Source organism: Streptomyces sp. NPDC007164 (assembly GCF_040634135.1).
Classification (GTDB): Bacteria; Actinomycetota; Actinomycetes; order Streptomycetales; family Streptomycetaceae; genus Streptomyces; species Streptomyces sanglieri.
In genome coordinates, this window is record NZ_JBEYFB010000013.1 from 1 (window position 1) to 18,294 (window position 18,294).

Consider the following 18,294-nt stretch of genomic DNA (forward strand, 5'->3'; position numbering starts at 1 on the left):
CAAATTCTTTTTTTGTTTTCTTTTTAGTTTTTTAAAGCGGTCTCCTCTCCTGCGCGGGGGGGCTCCCGCGGGCCCCCCGCCCGGACCGTTCGAACGGTCCGGGCGCCGCTGTCGTTCCGCGCTTCGCCGCGAGGTGCGCTCGGCCCGGTCTCCCGCCCGGCTCAAGCCCGCACCGGCCCCCGGCAACAGGCTTGCCGCCGAGAGCCGTTGGCGGTGATGGAGACCGCCCGTCGGGCGGGCGCCGATCGCGCAGCCGTCCGACGGGCGGAAGCAGGGAAGTGCGGGGCCGGGGTGGTCAGGCGCCGGACTCCTCGTAGCGGTGGGCGAGTTCGGTCGCGCCCGATTCCGTCAGGCTGCCGTGCAGGCGCATGCGGGCGACGCCGCCGTCCGGGAAGGCGTCGAGGCGGACGTGGGTGACGACCGCCCGGGCACGGAGCGGGAAGCGGTGCAGGGTGTCGGGCTGGAGCCGGGTGCGGGGGATGATCTCGAACCATTCGCCGGTCTCGCCGTTGCGGCCCTGGAGGGCGATCCAGCCGGCCGAGTTGCCCTTGAGGTAGGCCGTGTCGATCTCGATCGCGCGGACCGCGCCCTGGGCGGGCAGACGGAAGCGGACCCAGTCGTTCGTGTCGCGGACCCGGCGGCGGCGGTTCTCCCAGCCGTCGTCCATCTTGCGGGAGGTGCCGGGCAGGATGATCTGGGTCGGCGAGGAGTAGAAGCGGTCGGAGGCGTCCTCGTAACTGCCGCCGTTCAGGACCGAGATCAGGTCGAACGTGCCGAGCGTGGCGAGCCAGGACGGGTCGGGGAGGACCTCGCCGTGGACGCGGAGGCGGGCGATGCCGCCGTCGGGGTGCTGGCACAGGCGTACGTGGGTGTAGCGGCGGCCGCCGGTGATCTCGAAGCCGTTGGCGGCGTGGCCGCGCACGGGGGTCGGCGGGACGATCTCCTCCCACTTCACGTCGTCGGCGAGGAGTTCGGCGGGGCCGGGCGAGCCCTCTGCCGAGGTGGCCTGGACCGAGACGCGCTGCGGGTAGTTGCCGCGGAAGTGGGCCGTGTCGACGACGATGCCGCGGATGATGCCGGGCGCGCCGAGGCGGATCAGCGCCCAGTCGTGCTCGCCGGGGGCCGGGAACGGGTGCTCCGCGTCCGCGCCGCGTCGGCGGCGGGTCTCCCAGCCGTCCATGATCTTGCCCTTGTGGCCGAAGTGCTCGGGGTCGAAGGCCGCGCGCTCCCGGAGCAGGAGGTTCTCGCGCTGGGCGAAGAACTCGTCGTTGGCGGCGATCACGCCCGCGCCGAGGCGGCGGTCGGCGAGGTCGACGAGCTCGGTGAAGGGGAGGTCGGTGGTCCGGTAGTCGGCGTACGGGTCACCACCGCTGTACGGGGCCGCGTCGTTGGCGTGGGGGTCCTCGTGGTGGTTCTCATTCTGGTCGAAGGTCATGCACGTAGTGTCACGGCGAGCAACCCATCAGGTCCAGCGAAAGTTTTTGCACTGTTCATTCAGTGGAAGTGAACGATTCGGCGGTCGTGGTGAGCGTGGCGAGGACCCTGGCCACCGCGGGGCCCCGCTCGGCGCCCTGCCGCACCGCCGCCACCACATGACGGCGCGGCTGGTCGGCGTCGAGCGCCCGCATCACCACGCCGCCCCGGCTGCGGCGTTCCGCCGATGCCATGCGCGGGACCAGTGCCACGCCCATGCCCGCCTCGACCATGGCCAGGATCGCCGTCCAGCCGGAGGCGCTGTGCGCCTGCTCGGGCACGAACCCGGCGGCCTCGCAGGCGGCCGTCGTGATCTGCGACCAGGGCCCCGAGCCGCCGAAGATCCAGGGCTCGCCGGAGAGGTCCGCCAGCCGGAGGGCGGGCGCGGCGGCGAGACGGTGGCCGGCGGGCAGCGCCACGTCCAGGGGGTCCGCGAGCAGCGGCAGCACCGCGAACCGGGGATCGCGGGCCGTCGGGGCGTGCGCGGCGAGGGACAGCGCGAGGTCCACGTCACCGGCGACCAGCAGTTCGTACGCCTGCGCGGCCTCCGCCTCCCGCACCCGCACGTCGGGCCCCGGGCGGTCCTCGGCGCGCAGCCGCCGGATCGCCGGTACGACGAGGGCGGACACCGCCGTGGAGAACGCCGCGATCCGCACCTCGCCGGCCTCGCCGCGCAGATAGCCGGTCAGTTCGGCGTCGGCGCGCTCCAGTTGGGCGAAGACCGCCTCGGCGTGACGCAGCACCAGGTGTGCGGCGTCGGTGAGCCTGACCCTTCTGCCCTGGGCCTCCAGGAGCGGTACGCCGAGCTGCCTGGAGAGGCCGGAGAGCTGCTGCGAGACCCCGGAGGGGGTCATCAGCAGGGCCTGTGCGGTGGCGGTGACCGTGCCCCGGTCGCGCAGGGTGCGCAGGATGCGGAGCTTCTTGACGTCCCACTCGATCATGGCCGCAACCTACCCGGCGCCCCCGACGGGGAGACGTGCCGCGGACATGCGTGTGCGCCGCGCGGTACTCGGGGAGTACCTGCGGCGCACTCGGGACGGGCGTGGAGCGTCAGGCCTGCTTCTTGGACTTGTCCAGGACCATGACCAGGCCCGTGATGACCAGGTACAGGACGATGGGTGCCACGACGTAGAGGCCGATGGTCTCCATCGCGCTCAGGCCGGGCCCCGGGTCGTCACCGTCGTCGCGGGTGAGCGCGAGCGCGGGGGACGACATGAGCAGCATCATCAGCGTCGTTCCGGCCGCGACGGCGCCGGCGCGCATAGCGTTCTTCTTGTCCACGGTGCAAACGTAGCGAACGCCCGCGAGGGGCGCGCGCCCGGGGGTGCCGTACGGGGTTCGGGGCGGGACTTGGGGCGGAGTTCGGGGTGGCGAAACGGGCCTGGCCCCGGGGAGGACCGCGGGCCTGCCCCGGGCCGGATCGTGGGCCCGGTCGCGGGCCTGATCGCGGGCCCGGCCCCGGGGAGGATCGCGGGCCCGGTCGCGGGCCTGATCGCGGGCCGGATCGCGGGTCGGGTCACCGGGCGGACTCCGGGTGGTCCCCGTGTGGTTGGAAGACCTCCATCAGGCGGTGCAGGCGGGGCGCGGCGGCCAGTTCCTCCAGGGTGACCGGGTGGCCCTCCGCGTCGGCGACGGGCAGGCGCCAGTTGGGGTACTGGTCCCAGGTGCCGGGGAGGTTCTGCGGGCGGCGGTCGCCCAGCGCGTCGGGCAGCCAGACGCCGGTCATGCGGGCGGGGGTGCGCAGCAGGAAGCGGTGCACGGCGCGGACGGCGCCCTCCTCGTCGCCCTCGCCCTCGGGGAGCAGGCCGAGTCTGGAGAGGTGCCCCAGCCATTCGGTGGTGTCCGCCGCGTCCGCCGTCAGCTCCTGGTCGAGCGGGCGGGTGAGCAGGCCGAGGCGATGGCGCAGCGTCACATGGTCGCCGCTCAGCCGGGCCGCGGTGGACGGCAGGTCATGGGTGGTGACCGTCGCCAGGCAGTCCTCGCGCCACTGCTCGGGGGCCAGTGGGCGGCCGGTGCCCGCCCAGTCCCGCTCGAACCAGAGGACGGAGGTGCCGAGCACCCCGCGCCGGGCCAGCTCCTCGCGCACCCCGGGCTCGACGGTGCCGAGGTCCTCCCCCATGACGACCGCGCCGGCCCGGTGCGCCTCCAGGACGAGGACGGCGAGCATCGCCTCGGCGTCGTGGCCGACGTAGGTGCCCTCGGTGGGCGGGCGTCCCTCGGGCACCCACCAGAGCCGGAACAGGCCCATGACGTGGTCGATGCGCAGGGCGCCCGCGTGGGCGAGGAGCCCGCGCAGCAGTCCGCGGTACGGGGCGTAGCCCGACGCGGCCAGGACGTCCGGGCGCCAGGGCGGCAGGCCCCAGTCCTGGCCCCGGGCGTTGAAGGCGTCCGGGGGCGCGCCGACGGACATGCCGTGCGCGAAGGCGTCCTGCTGGGCCCAGGCGTCGGCGCCGCCGGGGTGCACGCCGACGGCGAGGTCGTGGACGATGCCGACGGACATGCCCGCGTCGAGCGCGGCGCGCTGGGCGTCGGCGAGCTGACCGTCGGTCAGCCAGGCGAGCCGGCAGTGGAGGTCGACCCGGTCCAGCAGCTCGCCGCGGGCGCGGGCGGTCTCCTTGGAGCGGGGGTCGCGCAGCCCGGCGGGCCAGGTGTGCCAGTCGGGGCCGTGCACCTCGGCGAGGGCGCACCACAGGGCGTGGTCCTCCAGGGCCTGCCCCTGCTCGGCCAGGAAGTCGCAGTACGCGGCGCGGCGGCCCGGGGTGAGGGGCACCTTCCGTACGAGGTCGAGAGCCTGGCGCTTGAGCTCCCACACGGCGTCACGGTCGATCAGGGCGCCCTTGTTCAGGACGGTGTCGCTGAGCGTCGCGGCGTCCTGCCGCAGGTCGTCGAGAGTGCCCCGGTCCGTCACGTGCCCGTACTCGGGGACGGACTCGATGCGCAGATGCACGGGGTCGGGGAAGCGGCGCGAGGAGGGGCGGTACGGAGACGGGTCGGAGGGGCGGCCGGGCACCCCGGCGTGGAGCGGGTTGACCTGGAGGAAGCCGGCGCCCAGCGTCCGCCCGGACCAGGCGGCGAGGTCGGCGAGGTCCCCGAGGTCGCCCATGCCCCAGGAACGGGCGGAGAGCAGGGAGTAGAGCTGGACGAGGAAGCCGTGGCTGCGAGCGGGCGGCCGGGGCGCCCGGGGCGGGGCGACGACGAGTGTGCCGGACCCGGTCCGGCCGCCGGGGGCCCGCACGGCCAGCCGGTGCACCCCGAGCGGCGGCTCGGTCCACCAGGCGGGCGCCGCGGGCGCTTGCGCACCGGCGTCCGGCGCCGCGCCCGTGCCGCCCTCGCCCCGGCCGCCCCCCGGGTCCGGACGCCCGCCGGCGGCGCCCCACGCCGAAACGGCCGGATCCGGTCGGTCGGCCGGAACGCGCATCCGCGGGGGCGGGTCCGAGCCGGGGTCTTCGAGGTGGATGTCCAGCGTGGTGCCGGGCGGCAGGGCGGTCAGGGCCGCGGGCAGCGGCTCCCCGGTCCACACCACCAGCGTCGGCGGGAGCAGCCGGGAGCGGGCCGCGGACTCTGCGGCGGCGAGTGACTCCCGTACCGCCTCGGGTGTGGCGGCGTCCACGCCGAGTGCGGCGAGTACGGCGACGACCGTCTCGTCGGGGACGGACACCGTCGCATCGGCGGACGGGGAGTAGGAGGTGGCGACGCCGTGCAGTGCGGCGAGCCGGGACAAGCCCATTCAGACTCCTGGGGACTCCGTGCCCCATGCGCCGCCGGACGTGGCCGGCTCGCTGGTCAGCGGGGCGTTTACGGCGAGCGGCGGCTCGCTGGTCAGGGGGGTGGCGTCGGCGAGCGGCGGCTCGCTGGTGAGGGGTATCGCATCGGCGAGCGGCGGCTCGCTCGTCAGCGGGCCGGTGCGGGGCGCCGGGACCAGCGGCGCGTCGTGGCGGGGAGCCGGGGGCGCGGTGGCGTCCGGCACCTGTCCGGAGAGGGCGGAGAGCAGAAGCTGTGCGGCGGCGGGCATGGCGGCCTCCTGGCCGTGGGGATACAGGACACAGCAGACCTACCCGGCGGGCTCGACCACAGACGTAGGCGTCATCACAACGAGTCCAACGTGCCCTGGGTCACATTCCGTTCCCCCCGGGCCGGTTCCCCGCAAGTTGTCCGCTCTTTTCGGCCATCCGGCGTCATCTTTGGCGTCCGTCGCCCCGCCCGGCCACTGCCCGCACCATCTGCGGCTACGGGCATTTCCGGCACACCACCCACGCGCATTGACACCCTCGCGCGGGGGTGGTGGGCTCGGAGCCCTCCGGTCCGAACGCCGGGGGCCACCGGCGGGAACGAGGGAGACGGGCGATGCGGCTCAGACGCGGAAAGCAGGCGGCGGCCATCGCGGTCGCCGTGCTCGGCGGACTGCTCTCCACGGGAACGCCGACGGCCGTCGCGGCCCCTTCGGCACCCGGCTCCCCCGCCGTCGCCACCCCCGACCGCACGGACGACGCGGGGCTGCCCGCCGTATGGCCCCGGCCGCAGTCCATCGAGGCCGCCGGACAGTCCGTACCGCTGACCGCCGAGGCCACCCTCGTCGCCGGCGCGCACGCCGATCCGTACGCGGTCGACGCGCTCCGCCGCGTTCTGCGGGGCGCGGGCGTGCGCACCGTCCACGAGGCCCTGCCCGGCCGCGGCCCGGTCATCAGGCTCGGCGGCGACGGGGCCCGCGACGCGCTGCGCACGCTGCGCGTCCCGGAGCGCGGCGATCTGCCCGGCGGGGGCTACCGGATCGCGGCCGGCCGGGTCGCGGGCCGGGACACCGTCGCCGTGGACGGCGTCGGTGAGGACGGCCTCTTCCACGGCGTGCAGACCCTGCGGCAGCTGATCCGGGACGGAGGCGTCGCCGGGGTCACCGTCAGGGACTGGCCGGGCACCGCCGTGCGCGGGACGACCGAGGGCTTCTACGGGCAGCCGTGGACCCGTCAGGAACGGCTGGCCCAGATCGGCTTCATGGGGCGCACCAAGCAGAACCGGTATCTGTACGCGGCGGGCGACGATCCGTACCGGCAGGCCCGTTGGCGCGACCCCTACCCGGCCGACCGGCGCGCCGACTTCCGGGCGCTGGGCGAGCGGGCCCGCGCCGAGCATGTGACGCTCGGCTGGGCCGTCGCCCCGGGCCAGGCCATGTGCATGTCGTCGGCCGGTGACGTGAAGGCGCTGACGAAGAAGCTCGACTCGATGTGGGCGCTGGGCGTGCGGGTCTTCCAGCTCCAGTTCCAGGACGTCAGCTACAGCGAATGGCACTGCGACGGCGACGCCGAGACCTTCGGCAGCGGCCCCCGGGCGGCGGCCAGGGCACAGGCCCGGGTGGCCGGCGAGGTGGCGCGGCATCTCGCGGACCGGTATCCGGGTTCGCAGCCGCTGTCGGTGATGCCGACGGAGTTCTACCAGGACGGGTCCACCGACTACCGCAAGGCGCTCGCCGAGGAGCTGGACGACCGGGTCCAGATCGCCTGGACGGGGGTCGGTGTCGTGCCGAGGACCATCACCGGCGGGGAACTGGCCGGTGCCCGTGCCGCGTTCGGGCACCCGCTGGTCACGATGGACAACTACCCGGTCAACGACTACGCCCAGGACCGGATCTTCCTCGGCCCCTACACCGGCCGGGACCCCGCCGTGGCCATGGGTTCCGCGGCGCTGCTCGCCAACGCGATGGAGCAGCCCTCCGCCTCCCGCATCCCGCTGTTCACCGCCGCCGACTTCGCCTGGAACCCGAAGGGTTACCGGCCGCAGGAGTCCTGGCGGGCCGCGATAGACGATCTGGCGGGCGGTGACGCACGCACCAGGGAGGCGCTGCGCGCGCTGGCCGGGAACAGCGCGACGTCGGTGCTGGGCGGTGACGAGTCCGCGTATCTGCGGCCGCTGCTGGCCGCGTTCTGGAAGTCCCGCGCGGCGCACGACGTCACGGCCCGGGACGATGCGGCGCGCGACCTGCGGGAGGCGTTCACCGTGATGCGGGAGGCCCCGCAGCGGCTGAAGGGCCTGGCGGACGGGCGGCTGGACGGCGAAGTGCGTCCCTGGACCGAGCAGTTGTCCCGGTACGGCCGGGCGGGCGAGCTGGCCGTGGATCTGCTCCAGGCCCAGTCGCGCGGCGACGGCGACGCCGCCTGGCAGGCGTCGCTGGCCCTGGAGCCGCTGCGCAGGGCGGCGAAGAAGGACGGCGCGACGGTCGGCAAGGGGGTCCTGGGCCCGTTCCTGGACCGGGTGCGCCGGGAGGCGGACGCCTGGACGGGCGCGGACCGCGACGCCGGTACGGTCACCAAGGCTCCGGGCAGCTACACGGTCCGGCTGAACCGGTCCCGTCCGGTGGAGGCCGTGACGACGATGACCCTGCCCGGCGGTGGCACGGTGGCCGGCGCGGCGCTGGAGGCGCATGTGCCCGGCGAGGGCTGGCGCCGCCTGGGCACGCTGTCGGAGACCGGCTGGACCCAGACGGCGGGCAAGGGGCTGCGGACCGACGCGATCCGGATCAGCTGGCCCACGGGCGGCCCGTCGATGCCCCCGGTCGTCGCGGGCCCGGTGGCGCCGATGGCCCCCGGGAGCAGCACCGCCGGGAGCACCTCGGCGCCGGCTCCCCGGGTGCACGCGCTGGTGCCCTGGTTCGGCGACGAGCCCGCGGCCCGGCTCGATCTCGCGCGCGGCGAGACGGACGCCGAGATCGGCGGCGGGCCGCAGCGGGTCGACGCCCGCCTGGCCGCCCGGCGCCCCACCGAGGTGCGTGGCGCGCTCACCGCGAAGGCGCCCAAGGGCATCAAGGTGGACATACCGAAGCAGACGAGGCTGCCGCGAGGTTCGCGTACCGAGGTCCCCGTCGAGATCACGGTCCCGGCGGGCACCCCGGCCGGGGAGTACGAGGTGCCGCTGAGCTTCGGCGACGAGCGCAGCACGCTCACCGTCCGGGCGTTCCCGCGCACCGCGGGCCCCGATCTGCTGCGTGCCGCCACCGCGTCCTCGTCCGGCGACGAGACCCCCGACTTCCCGGCGTCGGCCGCCACCGACGGCGATCCGGAGACCCGCTGGTCCTCACCGGTCGAGGACGACGCCTGGTGGCAGGCGGAGCTGCCGCGGACCGCCCGGATCGGCCGGGTGGTGCTGAACTGGCAGGACGCGTACGCCACCCGCTACCGGCTCCAGGTCTCCTCGGACGGCCGCAGCTGGCGCACGGCGGCGACCGTCCGGGACGGCAGGGGCGGGCACGAGTCGGTCCGGATGGACGCGAAGGACGCCCGCTATCTCAGGGTCCAGGGCGATGCCCGGGGCAGCGAGTTCGGCTACTCGCTCTGGTCGGTGGAGGCGTACGCCGTCGCCGGGACGGAGTAGCGATCCGGGCCCGTTCCGTCCCGGGGACGGCTGAGAGCGACCGGCAATTGGGGGGTGGGAGAAGGAGCGGGGCTGGGTGCGTGCGGTTGCAAGGCGGAGGATTGAGACAGATGGGGTCTCCCCTGCTCGAGCGCAGTCGAGAGCTCGGGGAAGGAGCGTTGTTGATTGACGGCAACGCCGCAGACGCGCGTGCCCAGCCCCGCGACGCCGCCCCCCAATTGCCGGTCGGTCTAAGGCCCGGATCTCTCAGGCGGAAATGCCGTCGATCCGGGCCATGGCGTCGTCCGCGCCGAACGGTTGCAAGTAGGGCAACCAGCGCGGGTCGCGGTGTCCCGTGCCGATGATCCGCCAGGCCAGGCCCGTGGGCGGGGCGGGTTGCTGGTGCAGCCGCCAGCCGAGCTCGGGCAGGTGCCGGTCCGCCTTGACGTGGTTGCAGCGGCGGCAGGCAGCCACCACGTTGTCCCAGGCGTGCTGTCCGCCGCGACTGCGCGGAATCACGTGGTCGACGCTGGTCGCGGCGGCGCCGCAGTACATGCAGCGCCCCCCGTCCCGGGCGAACAGCGCCCTGCGGGTCAGCGGCACGGGCCCCCGGTAGGGGACGCGTACGAACCGCTTCAGGCGGACGACGCTGGGGGCCGGGACGGCCCGGGTGGCACTGTGCATGAAGGCGCCGGACTCCTCTAGGCAGGTGGCCTTGTTTTCGAGGACGAGGACGAGCGCGCGGCGGAGCGGTACGACGCCGAGTGGCTCGTACGACGCGTTGAGAACCAGGACATGCGGCACGGTGGATGCCTCCTTGTACGCCGGCGGCGCGTGGCTCGCGCCGGGACGATCCGATCTCAGTCTCTACTCCTGCCTGGTCGAAGCGCCACCACGTGCGGGTAACGGGCCGGGAGGATTTTTCTCCGGGCCCCCCGCCGCCCGTGCCGCGGCCGCGCGCCGGAAGCGGGTGCTCCGGCGGCGTTGTCCGGGCGGCCGCACCGATGTGCGATCGGCCACAGACGACCGCGGCGGCCGCTCGCCGCACCCGCTTCCCGGCCTCGGAATCCCCTCGTGAGACGTGTCTCTCCGCTCGGTCACGGCAACGGAGTACGCGGGTGAGGCCGTTAGTGTGGTCGGGCCGTCGTCGCCCACCTGGAGGTTCCACCGTGTCCCTGTCCGCCCTGTTGGCCGCAGCCCCGTCACCCGAGCCCGGCAGCTCGTTGGACGAAGCCGCCAAGCAGGCCGGCGACGCCGCGGGCTGGGTGGAGGAGAACTGGTCCACCTGGCTGAACACCGGTCTGCGCATCATCCTCATCGCCGCGATCGCGATCGTGTTGCGGATCGCGATCCGGCGTGCTCTGACCAAACTCATAGAACGGATGAACCGCAGCGCCCAGGCGGTGGAGGGCACCGCGCTCGGCGGGCTGCTGGTCAACGCGGAGCGCCGCCGCCAGCGCTCGGAGGCGATCGGTTCGGTACTCCGCTCGGTCGCGTCGTTCCTGATCCTCGGCACCGCCGCCCTGATGATCCTGGGCGCCTTCCAGATCAACCTGGCCCCGCTGCTGGCCTCCGCCGGTGTGGCCGGTGTGGCGCTCGGTTTTGGTGCGCGCAACCTGGTCACCGACTTCCTCTCCGGTGTCTTCATGATCCTGGAGGACCAGTACGGCGTGGGCGACACCGTCGACGCGGGCGTCGCCTCCGGCGAGGTCATAGAGGTCGGCCTGCGGGTCACGAAGCTGCGCGGCGACAACGGTGAGATCTGGTACGTCCGCAACGGCGAGGTGAAGCGGATCGGCAACCTCAGCCAGGGCTGGTCCACGGCCGGAGTCGATGTGACGGTGCGCCCCACCGAGGACCTCGACAGGGTCCGTACGGTGATCACCGGGGCCGCCGCGGCCATGGCCAAGGAAGACCCGTGGAACGAGCGCCTGTGGGGCCCCGTGGAGATCCTGGGCCTGGACGCCGTGCTCCTGGACTCGATGACGGTCCGGCTGAGCGCCAAGACGATGCCGGGCAAGGCGCTGGGCGTGGAGCGCGAGCTGCGCTGGCGGATCAAGCGGGCCTTCGACGAGGCGGGCATCCGCATCGTCGGCGGCGTCCCGGCCCAGGCGGACGAGCCCTCCAAGGCCGACCCGGCAGCCTCCGTGGCCGCCCCCTCGGCCTATGCCTCGGCCACCTCGCCGCAGTCGCTGGCCACGGCCCCGATCAACCCGCCGAACATCTCGAAGTAGGCCGCGGCCGTCCGGGCGGCCGGCGGGCCGGCGTGTCCCCAACTCGGTTCACCGGCGGCCCGATCGGGCATGCGCCACCATGGAGCCGGAGATTCCGGAAGTGACCGAGGTAACGCTTTGGTTGCCACCGGGGCGCTGCCCATTGACGCCCCGGTGACGTGCGCATACCGTCCTCTCACCGAATAGGAAACTTTCCTAACAGAGGGCAGGTGCAGCACTCATGGCCGGAACCACACCGGGTACGCCCCGCGTACTGCGGGCCATGAACGACCGGGCCGCCCTTGATCTGCTGCTGGAGCACGGCCCCCTGTCCCGGACCAGGATCGGGAAGCTGACCGGGCTCTCCAAGCCGACCGCCTCGCAGTTGCTGGCCCGGCTGGAGGCGGCCGGGCTGGTCGTCGCGACCGGGACGGTGGCGGGGCGCCCGGGGCCCAACGCGCAGTTGTACGGGGTGAACGCGCGGGCCGCCCATGTCGCGGGGCTGGATGTGAACGCCCGCCGGATCGTCGCCGCCGTCGCCGATGTGACCGGCGAAACGGTCGGGAACTTCGAGCTGCGCACCCCGGGGCGGCGCGCCGACAGTGTGGTGCGGCAGGTGGCGGAGGCGCTGGACGGGGCGGTGAAGGACGCCGGGCTCACCCGCGGCGATGTGCACCGGGTCGTCATCGGCACCCCGGGCGCCTTCGACCCCGGGACCGGGCGGCTGCGGTACGCCTCGCACCTGCCGGGCTGGCACTCCCCCACGCTGCTGGAGGAGCTGGCCGCCTTCCTGCCGATGCCGGTGGAGTACGAGAACGATGTGAACCTGGTCGCGGTGGCCGAGCAGCGGCTGGGCGCGGCGCGGGGGCACGACGACTTCGTCCTGCTGTGGAACGAGGAGGGGCTCGGTGCCGCCCTCGTCATAAACGGCCGGCTGCACCGCGGCTTCACCGGAGGCGCCGGCGAGGTCGGCTTCCTGCCGGTGCCGGGCGCCCCGCTGGTCCGTCAGGTCACCAAGGTGAACGCGGGCGGCTTCCAGGAGCTGGCCGGCGCCCAGGTGCTGTCCCGGCTGGGCCGGGAGCTCGGCATCGACGACGAGCCGGTCCGCGCCTCCGGCACCCACCACGAGGTCGCGGCCCGGCTGCTCACCCGCGCCGCCGAGGCCGAGGAGGCGGGTGAGGACGGCCCGTACATCCAGCTCCTCGACCGGTTCGCCACCGGCCTCGCGACCGGTCTCGCCTCCATGATCGCCGTGCTCGACCCGGAGATCGTCGTGCTGTCCGGCGATGTCATCGCGGCCGGCGGGGAGCCGCTGCGCTGCCGGGTGGAGGCCGAGCTCACCCAGCTGGCGGCCTCCCGTCCCCGGCTGATCGCCGGGGAAGTGATGCACCGCCCCGTACTGCGCGGCGCGCTGGAGAGCGCCCTCGCCACCACTCGTGACGAAGTCTTCGACACGTCCCGCTGAACCCTTCTCGGCCCGCCCGTTTCCTCCGTACCCCTGCCCCATTCCTTCACCGGGAGACCGCCATGTCCGGAAACCGCCGGAAGACGGCCGCCGCGCTCGCCGCGACCGCCGCCATATCTCTGCTCGCCTCGGCCTGTACGGGTCAGAGCGGCTCCGGTACCAGTGATGACCCGTCCAAGGAGACGACCATCAACTTCTGGCACGGCTGGAACACCCCGACCGAGGTCCAGGGAATTGAGGCGACGGTCGACGCCTTCGAGAAGGCTCACCCCAACATCCATGTGAAGGTCATCGGCAACATGACCGACGACAAGATCAACCAGGCGCTGCGGGCGGGCGGTTCGAAGGCCCCGGACGTCATCTCGTCGTTCACCACGAACAACGTCGGCAAGTTCTGCTCGTCGAAGGCGTTCGTCGATCTCGACCCCTTCCTGAAGAAGGACGGGATCGACCCGGACAAGACCTTCCCCAAGGCGATGAACGAGTACACCCAGTTCGACGGGGTGCGCTGCACCGTGCCGCAGCTCGGTGACGCGTACGGCCTCTACTACAACAAGGACGCGTTCGAGAAGGCCGGCATCAAGCGGCCCCCGCAGACCTGGTCGGAGCTGGCCGCGACCGCCAAGCGGCTGACGAAGACCAAGGGCGACTCGTACGAGCGGCTCGGCTTCATGCCGAACTACCACGGCTACGAGTCGACCACCGAGCACTACCTCGGCGGCTGGGACCCGAAGTACTTCGACGCGGACGGAAAGTCGAACATCGCCAAGGACCCGGCGTTCGCCTCCATGCTCAAGACCCAGAAGAAGCTGGTCGACGACCTGGGCGGTTACGAGAAGCTGGAGAAGTACCGCACGTCGTTCGGTGACGAGTGGGGCGCCAAGCACCCGTTCCACACCGGCCAGGTGGCCATGCAGCTGGACGGCGAGTGGCGGCTCGGGATGGCCGAGAAGACCAAGCCCAAGTTCGAGATCGGCGTCGCCCCCATGCCCGTCGCCGACGACGAGGCCGACTCTTACGGCAAGGGCTATCTGACCGGCACCATCGCCGGTATCGCCGCCACCTCGAAGAAGCAGAACGCGGCCTGGGAGCTGGTGAAGTTCATGACGACCGACACCGACGCCGTGGTGAACTTCGCCAATGCCATCCACAACGTGCCCTCGACCCTGGCGGCGCTGAAGTCGCCGAAGCTGAAGTACGACCCGCGGTTCAAGACCTTCCTGGACATCGCCGCGAACCCGAAGAGCACCACCACCCCGCCCTCGGTGAACGGCGGCGCGTACCTGACGTCCCTGCAGAACCTCGGATTCGACATCGAGAAGGGCAGGCAGCAGGACATCGAGGCGGGTCTGAAGAAGACCGCCGAGGAGATCGACGCGGCGATCGCCCAGGCGAAGTAGAGCCGGATCGATGAGCACGTACACACTTCGCTCGAAGCGCCGCCGGTCGGCGCTTCGGACAGCGGCCTTCATGTCGCCGTGGCTGATCGGGTTCTGCGTCTTCTTCGCCTACCCGCTGATCTCCACCGTCTATTTCTCCTTCACCTCGTACGACGGTTTCACGACCCCCGAGTTCAGCGGGCTGAAGAACTGGTCGTTCGTCCTCAACGACTACCCGCTGTTCTGGCCGGCGCTGCGCAACACGCTCTGGCTGGTCGTGGTCATGGTCACCTGCCGGGTGGTGTTCGGCCTCGGTGTCGGGCTGCTGATCACGAAGATCAAGACGGGTGCCGGGGTCTTCCGGACCCTGTTCTACCTGCCCTACCTGGCCCCGCCGGTCGCGGCGACCCTCGGCTTCGTCTTCCTGCTCAACCCGGGTACCGGGCCGGTCAATTCGATCCTCGGCGAGATCGGGCTGCCCACGCCCGGCTGGTTCACCGAGACCACCTGGTCCAAGCCGGCCCTGACCGCGCTCGCGGTCTGGGGGGTGGGCGACCTGATGGTGATCTTCATGGCCGCGCTGCTCGACGTACCGAAGGAGCAGTACGAGGCGGCGGAGCTGGACGGGGCGACCGCGTTCCAGCGGTTCCGCTTCGTCACCCTGCCGAACATCTCGCCGATCATCCTGTTCGCGGTGGTCACCGGGATCATCCAGACGATGCAGTACTACACCCAGCCGTACGTGGCCGGGAAGGTCGCCTCGGGCGTGATGGGCGGCTCCGGGCAGCAGTTCGAACCGGGCTATCCCGACAAGTCGACACTGACGCTGCCGCAGGTCGTCTACAACCTCGGTTTCCAGCGCTTCGACTACGGCTCCGCCTGCGTGGTCGCGCTCATTCTCTTCGTACTCGCCATGGCGTTCACCGCACTGCTGATGCGGCGCCGCAGCGGACTGATCCAGGCAGGTGAGTGACGTGGCGCAGGCTCTCGACGCCGTGAAGACGACCGGACCGGCGACCGGCCCCGCGACCGGTCCGGCCACCCCGGCCGAACGCGTCGCGCGGCGCAAGTCGCTGCTGAACTGGATCGCGGTGCACTCGCTCGGCGTCGCCGCCGCGCTCTTCTTCGTGCTGCCGTTCGTCTTCCTGCTGCTCACCTCGCTGATGAGCGACCAGCAGGCGCTGACCCGCGATCTGTGGCCGCACCCCTTCGAGTGGAGCAACTACCGGCGGGTCTTCGAGACCGACGGCTTCCTGACCTGGTGGCGCAACACCCTGCTCTACGCGGGGCTGGGCACCGTCCTCACCGTCGTCTCCTCGCTGCCCGTGGCGTACGCGCTCGCCAAGTTCCGCTTCCGCGGCCGGCATCTGTCGCTGATGCTGGTCATCTCGATGATGATGCTGCCGCCGCAGGTCGTCGTCATCCCGATGTATCTGTTCTGGGCCAAGCAGCTGGACATGTCCGGCACGCTCTGGCCGCTGATCATCCCGATGGCGTTCGGCGACGCGTTCTCCATCTTCCTGCTGCGGCAGTTCCTGCTGACCATCCCGGACGAGTACCTCGACGCGGCGAAGGTCGACGGCTGCGGCGAGCTGCGCACCCTGCTGCGCGTCGTGGTGCCGATGGCCAAGCCGGGCATCGCCGCCGTCGCCCTCTTCCAGTTCTTCTACGCCTGGAACGACTACTTCGGCCCGCAGATCTACGCGTCGGAGAACCCCGGTGCCTGGACGCTCAGTTACGGCCTGGATTCCTTCAAGGGCGCACACCACACCGACTGGAACCTGACCATGGCCGCGACCGTACTGGTCATGGCCCCCGTGATCCTCGTCTTCTTCTTCGCACAGAAGGCATTCGTCGAGGGCGTCACACTGACCGGAGTAAAGGGCTGACCTATGAAGCTCGCAGTAGTTGGTGGCGGGTCCACCTACACACCTGAACTGATCGACGGTTTCGCCCGGTTGCGGGACACGCTGCCCATCGAGGAGCTGGTGCTCGTCGACCCGGCGGCCGACCGCCTGGAGCTCGTCGGCGGCCTCGCCCGGCGGATCTTCGCCAAGCAGGGCCACCCGGGGAGGATCGTCACCACCTCCGACCTGGACGCGGGCGTCGAGGGCGCCGACGCGGTCCTGCTCCAGCTGCGCGTCGGCGGCCAGGCCGCCCGCAACCAGGACGAGACCTGGCCGCTGGAGTGCGGCTGCGTCGGCCAGGAGACCACCGGCGCCGGCGGCCTCGCCAAGGCGCTGCGCACCGTGCCGGTCGTCCTGGACATCGCCGAGCGGGTCCGCCGGACCAACCCGGACGCCTGGATCATCGACTTCACCAACCCGGTCGGCATCGTCACCCGGGCGCTGCTCCAGGCCGGTCACAAGGCCGTCGGCCTGTGCAACGTGGCGATCGGCTTCCAGCGCAAGTTCGCGCGGCTGCTCGACGTCACCCCCGCCGAGGTGCACCTCGACCATGTCGGGCTCAACCACCTGACCTGGGAGCTCGGCGTCCGCCTCGGCGGCCCGGACGGCGAGAACGTGCTGCCGAGGCTGCTCGCCGAGCACGGCGACGCGATCGCGGACGATCTGCGCATGCCCCGGGCGGTCACCGACCGGCTCGGCGTCGTCCCCTCGTACTACCTGCGTTACTTCTACGCGCACGACGCGGTCGTGCGGGAGCTCGGCACCAAGCCGTCCCGGGCGGCCGAGGTGGCCGCGATGGAGAAGGAACTGCTCGCCATGTACGGCGACCCGGCGCTGGACGAGAAGCCCGCGCTGCTCGCCAAGCGCGGCGGCGCCTTCTACTCGGAGGCGGCCGTGGACCTGGCGTCCTCGCTGCTCGGCTCGGGCGGCTCCGCGGTGCAGGTGGTCAACACGTACAACCGCGGCACCCTGCCGTTCCTGCCGGACGACGCGGTGATCGAGGTGCAGGCCCGGGTCGACGGCACGGGCGCGACGCCGCTCGCCGTGCCCGCGCTGGACCCGCTGTACGCCGGCCTGATCTCCAACGTGACGGCGTACGAGGACCTCGCCCTGGAGGCCGCGTTGCGCGGCGGGCGGTCCACCGGGCGGGCGGGCGGGCGGAACGCAGTGTTCAAGGCGCTGCTCGCGCACCCGCTGATCGGTCAGTTCGAGTACGCCGAGGCGCTCACCGACAAGCTGATCGCGCACAACCGGGAGCACCTGGCGTGGGCGTGAACGCTTCGGTCCTCGCGATCGACGCGGGGAACAGCAAGACCGACGTGGCACTGATCGGCGCGGACGGAACGGTGCTGTCGACGGCCCGGGGCGGCGGTTTCCAGCCGCCCGCCGTGGGTATCGAGACGGCCGTCGACGCCCTCGGGTCGGCGGTCGGCCGGGCGCTGGAGCAGTCCGGCGTACCGGTCGGCTCCGTCGCGCACGTGTCCGCCTGTCTCGCCAACGCCGACCTCCCGGTGGAGGAGGAACAGCTGGCCGCCGCGCTGCTCGCGCGGGGCTGGGGCGCCACCGTCGAGGTGCGCAACGACACCTTCGCGATACTGCGCGCGGGGGTGGACGAGCCGCGCGGTGTGGCCGTGGTCTGCGGCGCGGGGATCAACTGTGTCGGCATGGTGCCGGACGGGCGGACCGCTCGGTTCCCCGCCATAGGCCGGATCTCCGGTGACTGGGGCGGTGGCGCGGGGCTGGCCGAGGAGGCGATGTGGTTCGCCGCGCGGGCCGAGGACGGGCGCGGTGGGCCGACCGAGCTGGTCCGCACGCTGCCGGGGCACTTCGGGCTCGGCTCGATGTACGCGCTGATCGAGGCGCTGCATCTGGGCCGGGTCGAGTTCGAGCGCCGGCACGAGCTGGCTCCGGTGCTCTTCGCGACCGCGGCGGCCGGGGACGCGGTGGCGGGCGCGCTGGTGGACCGGCTGGCCGAGGAGGTCGTCGCGATGGCGTCGGTCGCGCTGGGCCGGCTCGGTCTGCTGGACGAACAGGCGCCGGTGGTGCTGGGCGGCAGCGTACTGGCCGCCCGTCACCCGCAGTTGGACGCGAAGATCACCGAACTCCTCGCGGCGCGCGCCCCGAAGGCGGTGATCCGGGTGGTGACCCAGCCGCCGGTGCTGGGCGCCGCGCTGCTCGGCCTGGACCACACGGGCGCGGCGGCGCCGGTGCACGAGAGGCTGCGCGCGCAGTACGGCTGACGTGTCGTCGGCCGCCAAGGGGCGTCCCCCGGTGCTTGTGCGCCGGGAGACGCCCCTTGCGTACGGGAACCGATCAGTTGTCCCGGACGTGTTCATGAGTGGGGAGATCGGCCCGCGTCGGGTACTGGTCCGCCGATCGTCTTGATCCGCGGCTCAGGCCTTGATCGAATGCGGGGTGACCGCAGTCGGATGTGTGCGAGCGTATCCGTGGGCCGATGCAGGATCCGGACGTTCCAGGTGTGGATGTCGTTCCCTGCGGCCATACTTCATGGCCGGGCA

The 18,294-nt window shown here is 72.5% G+C and carries 14 protein-coding genes; 8 read left to right on the top strand and 6 right to left on the bottom strand.

Annotated features, from left to right (window positions below):
* Positions 1-295: 295 nt before the first annotated feature.
* The 5 genes from alc to ABZ622_RS18410 form a co-directional block, all read right to left on the bottom strand.
* The gene (alc, locus tag ABZ622_RS18390; protein ID WP_360544294.1) at positions 296-1,435 is read right to left on the bottom strand and encodes an allantoicase; all 1,140 of its coding nucleotides are present in this window, start codon (positions 1,433-1,435) and stop codon (positions 296-298) included.
* A 55-nt stretch (positions 1,436-1,490) separates the two neighbouring features.
* The gene (locus ABZ622_RS18395; protein ID WP_360544296.1) at positions 1,491-2,414 is read right to left on the bottom strand and encodes a LysR family transcriptional regulator; all 924 of its coding nucleotides are present in this window, start codon (positions 2,412-2,414) and stop codon (positions 1,491-1,493) included.
* A gap of 109 nt (positions 2,415-2,523) precedes the next feature.
* Positions 2,524-2,754 (bottom strand): hypothetical protein, encoded by a 231-nt coding sequence (locus tag ABZ622_RS18400; protein ID WP_072488871.1) that lies wholly within the window; start codon positions 2,752-2,754, stop codon positions 2,524-2,526.
* Positions 2,755-2,989: 235 nt separating this feature from the next.
* Positions 2,990-5,200, bottom strand: coding sequence for a 4-alpha-glucanotransferase (gene malQ / locus ABZ622_RS18405; RefSeq protein WP_360544298.1), 2,211 nt, complete (start codon positions 5,198-5,200; stop codon positions 2,990-2,992).
* Positions 5,201-5,485 (bottom strand): hypothetical protein, encoded by a 285-nt coding sequence (locus tag ABZ622_RS18410; protein WP_360544300.1) that lies wholly within the window; start codon positions 5,483-5,485, stop codon positions 5,201-5,203. It lies immediately after the preceding gene.
* A gap of 332 nt (positions 5,486-5,817) precedes the next feature.
* Between ABZ622_RS18410 and ABZ622_RS18415 the strand changes: the two genes are divergently transcribed.
* A complete protein-coding gene (locus ABZ622_RS18415; RefSeq protein ID WP_360544302.1) occupies positions 5,818-8,832 on the top strand; it encodes a beta-N-acetylglucosaminidase domain-containing protein in 3,015 nt (1,004 codons plus the stop codon).
* A 246-nt stretch (positions 8,833-9,078) separates the two neighbouring features.
* On the opposite strand, the gene ABZ622_RS18420 is transcribed toward ABZ622_RS18415, so the two are convergent.
* Complete coding sequence (locus ABZ622_RS18420) at positions 9,079-9,615, bottom strand: HNH endonuclease (protein WP_360544304.1); 537 nt, start codon at positions 9,613-9,615, stop codon at positions 9,079-9,081.
* Between the two features lie 365 nt (positions 9,616-9,980).
* Here ABZ622_RS18420 and ABZ622_RS18425 point away from each other — a divergent pair, with 365 nt between their 5' ends.
* The 7 genes from ABZ622_RS18425 to ABZ622_RS18455 all read left to right on the top strand — a co-directional run bounded on the left by ABZ622_RS18425 (position 9,981) and on the right by ABZ622_RS18455 (position 18,015).
* Positions 9,981-11,045, top strand: a complete 1,065-nt coding sequence (locus ABZ622_RS18425; protein ID WP_360544306.1) for a mechanosensitive ion channel family protein — start codon at positions 9,981-9,983, stop codon at positions 11,043-11,045.
* 220 nt (positions 11,046-11,265) lie between these two features.
* Positions 11,266-12,489, top strand: a complete 1,224-nt coding sequence (locus ABZ622_RS18430; protein WP_360544308.1) for an ROK family transcriptional regulator — start codon at positions 11,266-11,268, stop codon at positions 12,487-12,489.
* Between the two features lie 62 nt (positions 12,490-12,551).
* Positions 12,552-13,889: an ABC transporter substrate-binding protein gene (locus ABZ622_RS18435; protein ID WP_360544310.1), complete on the top strand. Its 1,338-nt coding sequence runs from the start codon at positions 12,552-12,554 to the stop codon at positions 13,887-13,889.
* Positions 13,890-13,899: 10 nt separating this feature from the next.
* Positions 13,900-14,841, top strand: coding sequence for a sugar ABC transporter permease (locus tag ABZ622_RS18440; protein WP_360544312.1), 942 nt, complete (start codon positions 13,900-13,902; stop codon positions 14,839-14,841).
* 22 nt (positions 14,842-14,863) lie between these two features.
* Complete coding sequence (locus tag ABZ622_RS18445; protein ID WP_360544584.1) at positions 14,864-15,757, top strand: carbohydrate ABC transporter permease; 894 nt, start codon at positions 14,864-14,866, stop codon at positions 15,755-15,757.
* 3 nt (positions 15,758-15,760) lie between these two features.
* Complete coding sequence (locus ABZ622_RS18450) at positions 15,761-17,050, top strand: 6-phospho-beta-glucosidase (protein WP_360544314.1); 1,290 nt, start codon at positions 15,761-15,763, stop codon at positions 17,048-17,050.
* Complete coding sequence (locus ABZ622_RS18455; protein ID WP_360544316.1) at positions 17,041-18,015, top strand: BadF/BadG/BcrA/BcrD ATPase family protein; 975 nt, start codon at positions 17,041-17,043, stop codon at positions 18,013-18,015. Before ABZ622_RS18450 ends, ABZ622_RS18455 begins: the two co-directional genes overlap by 10 nt.
* The last annotated feature ends 279 nt before the right edge of the window (positions 18,016-18,294 follow it).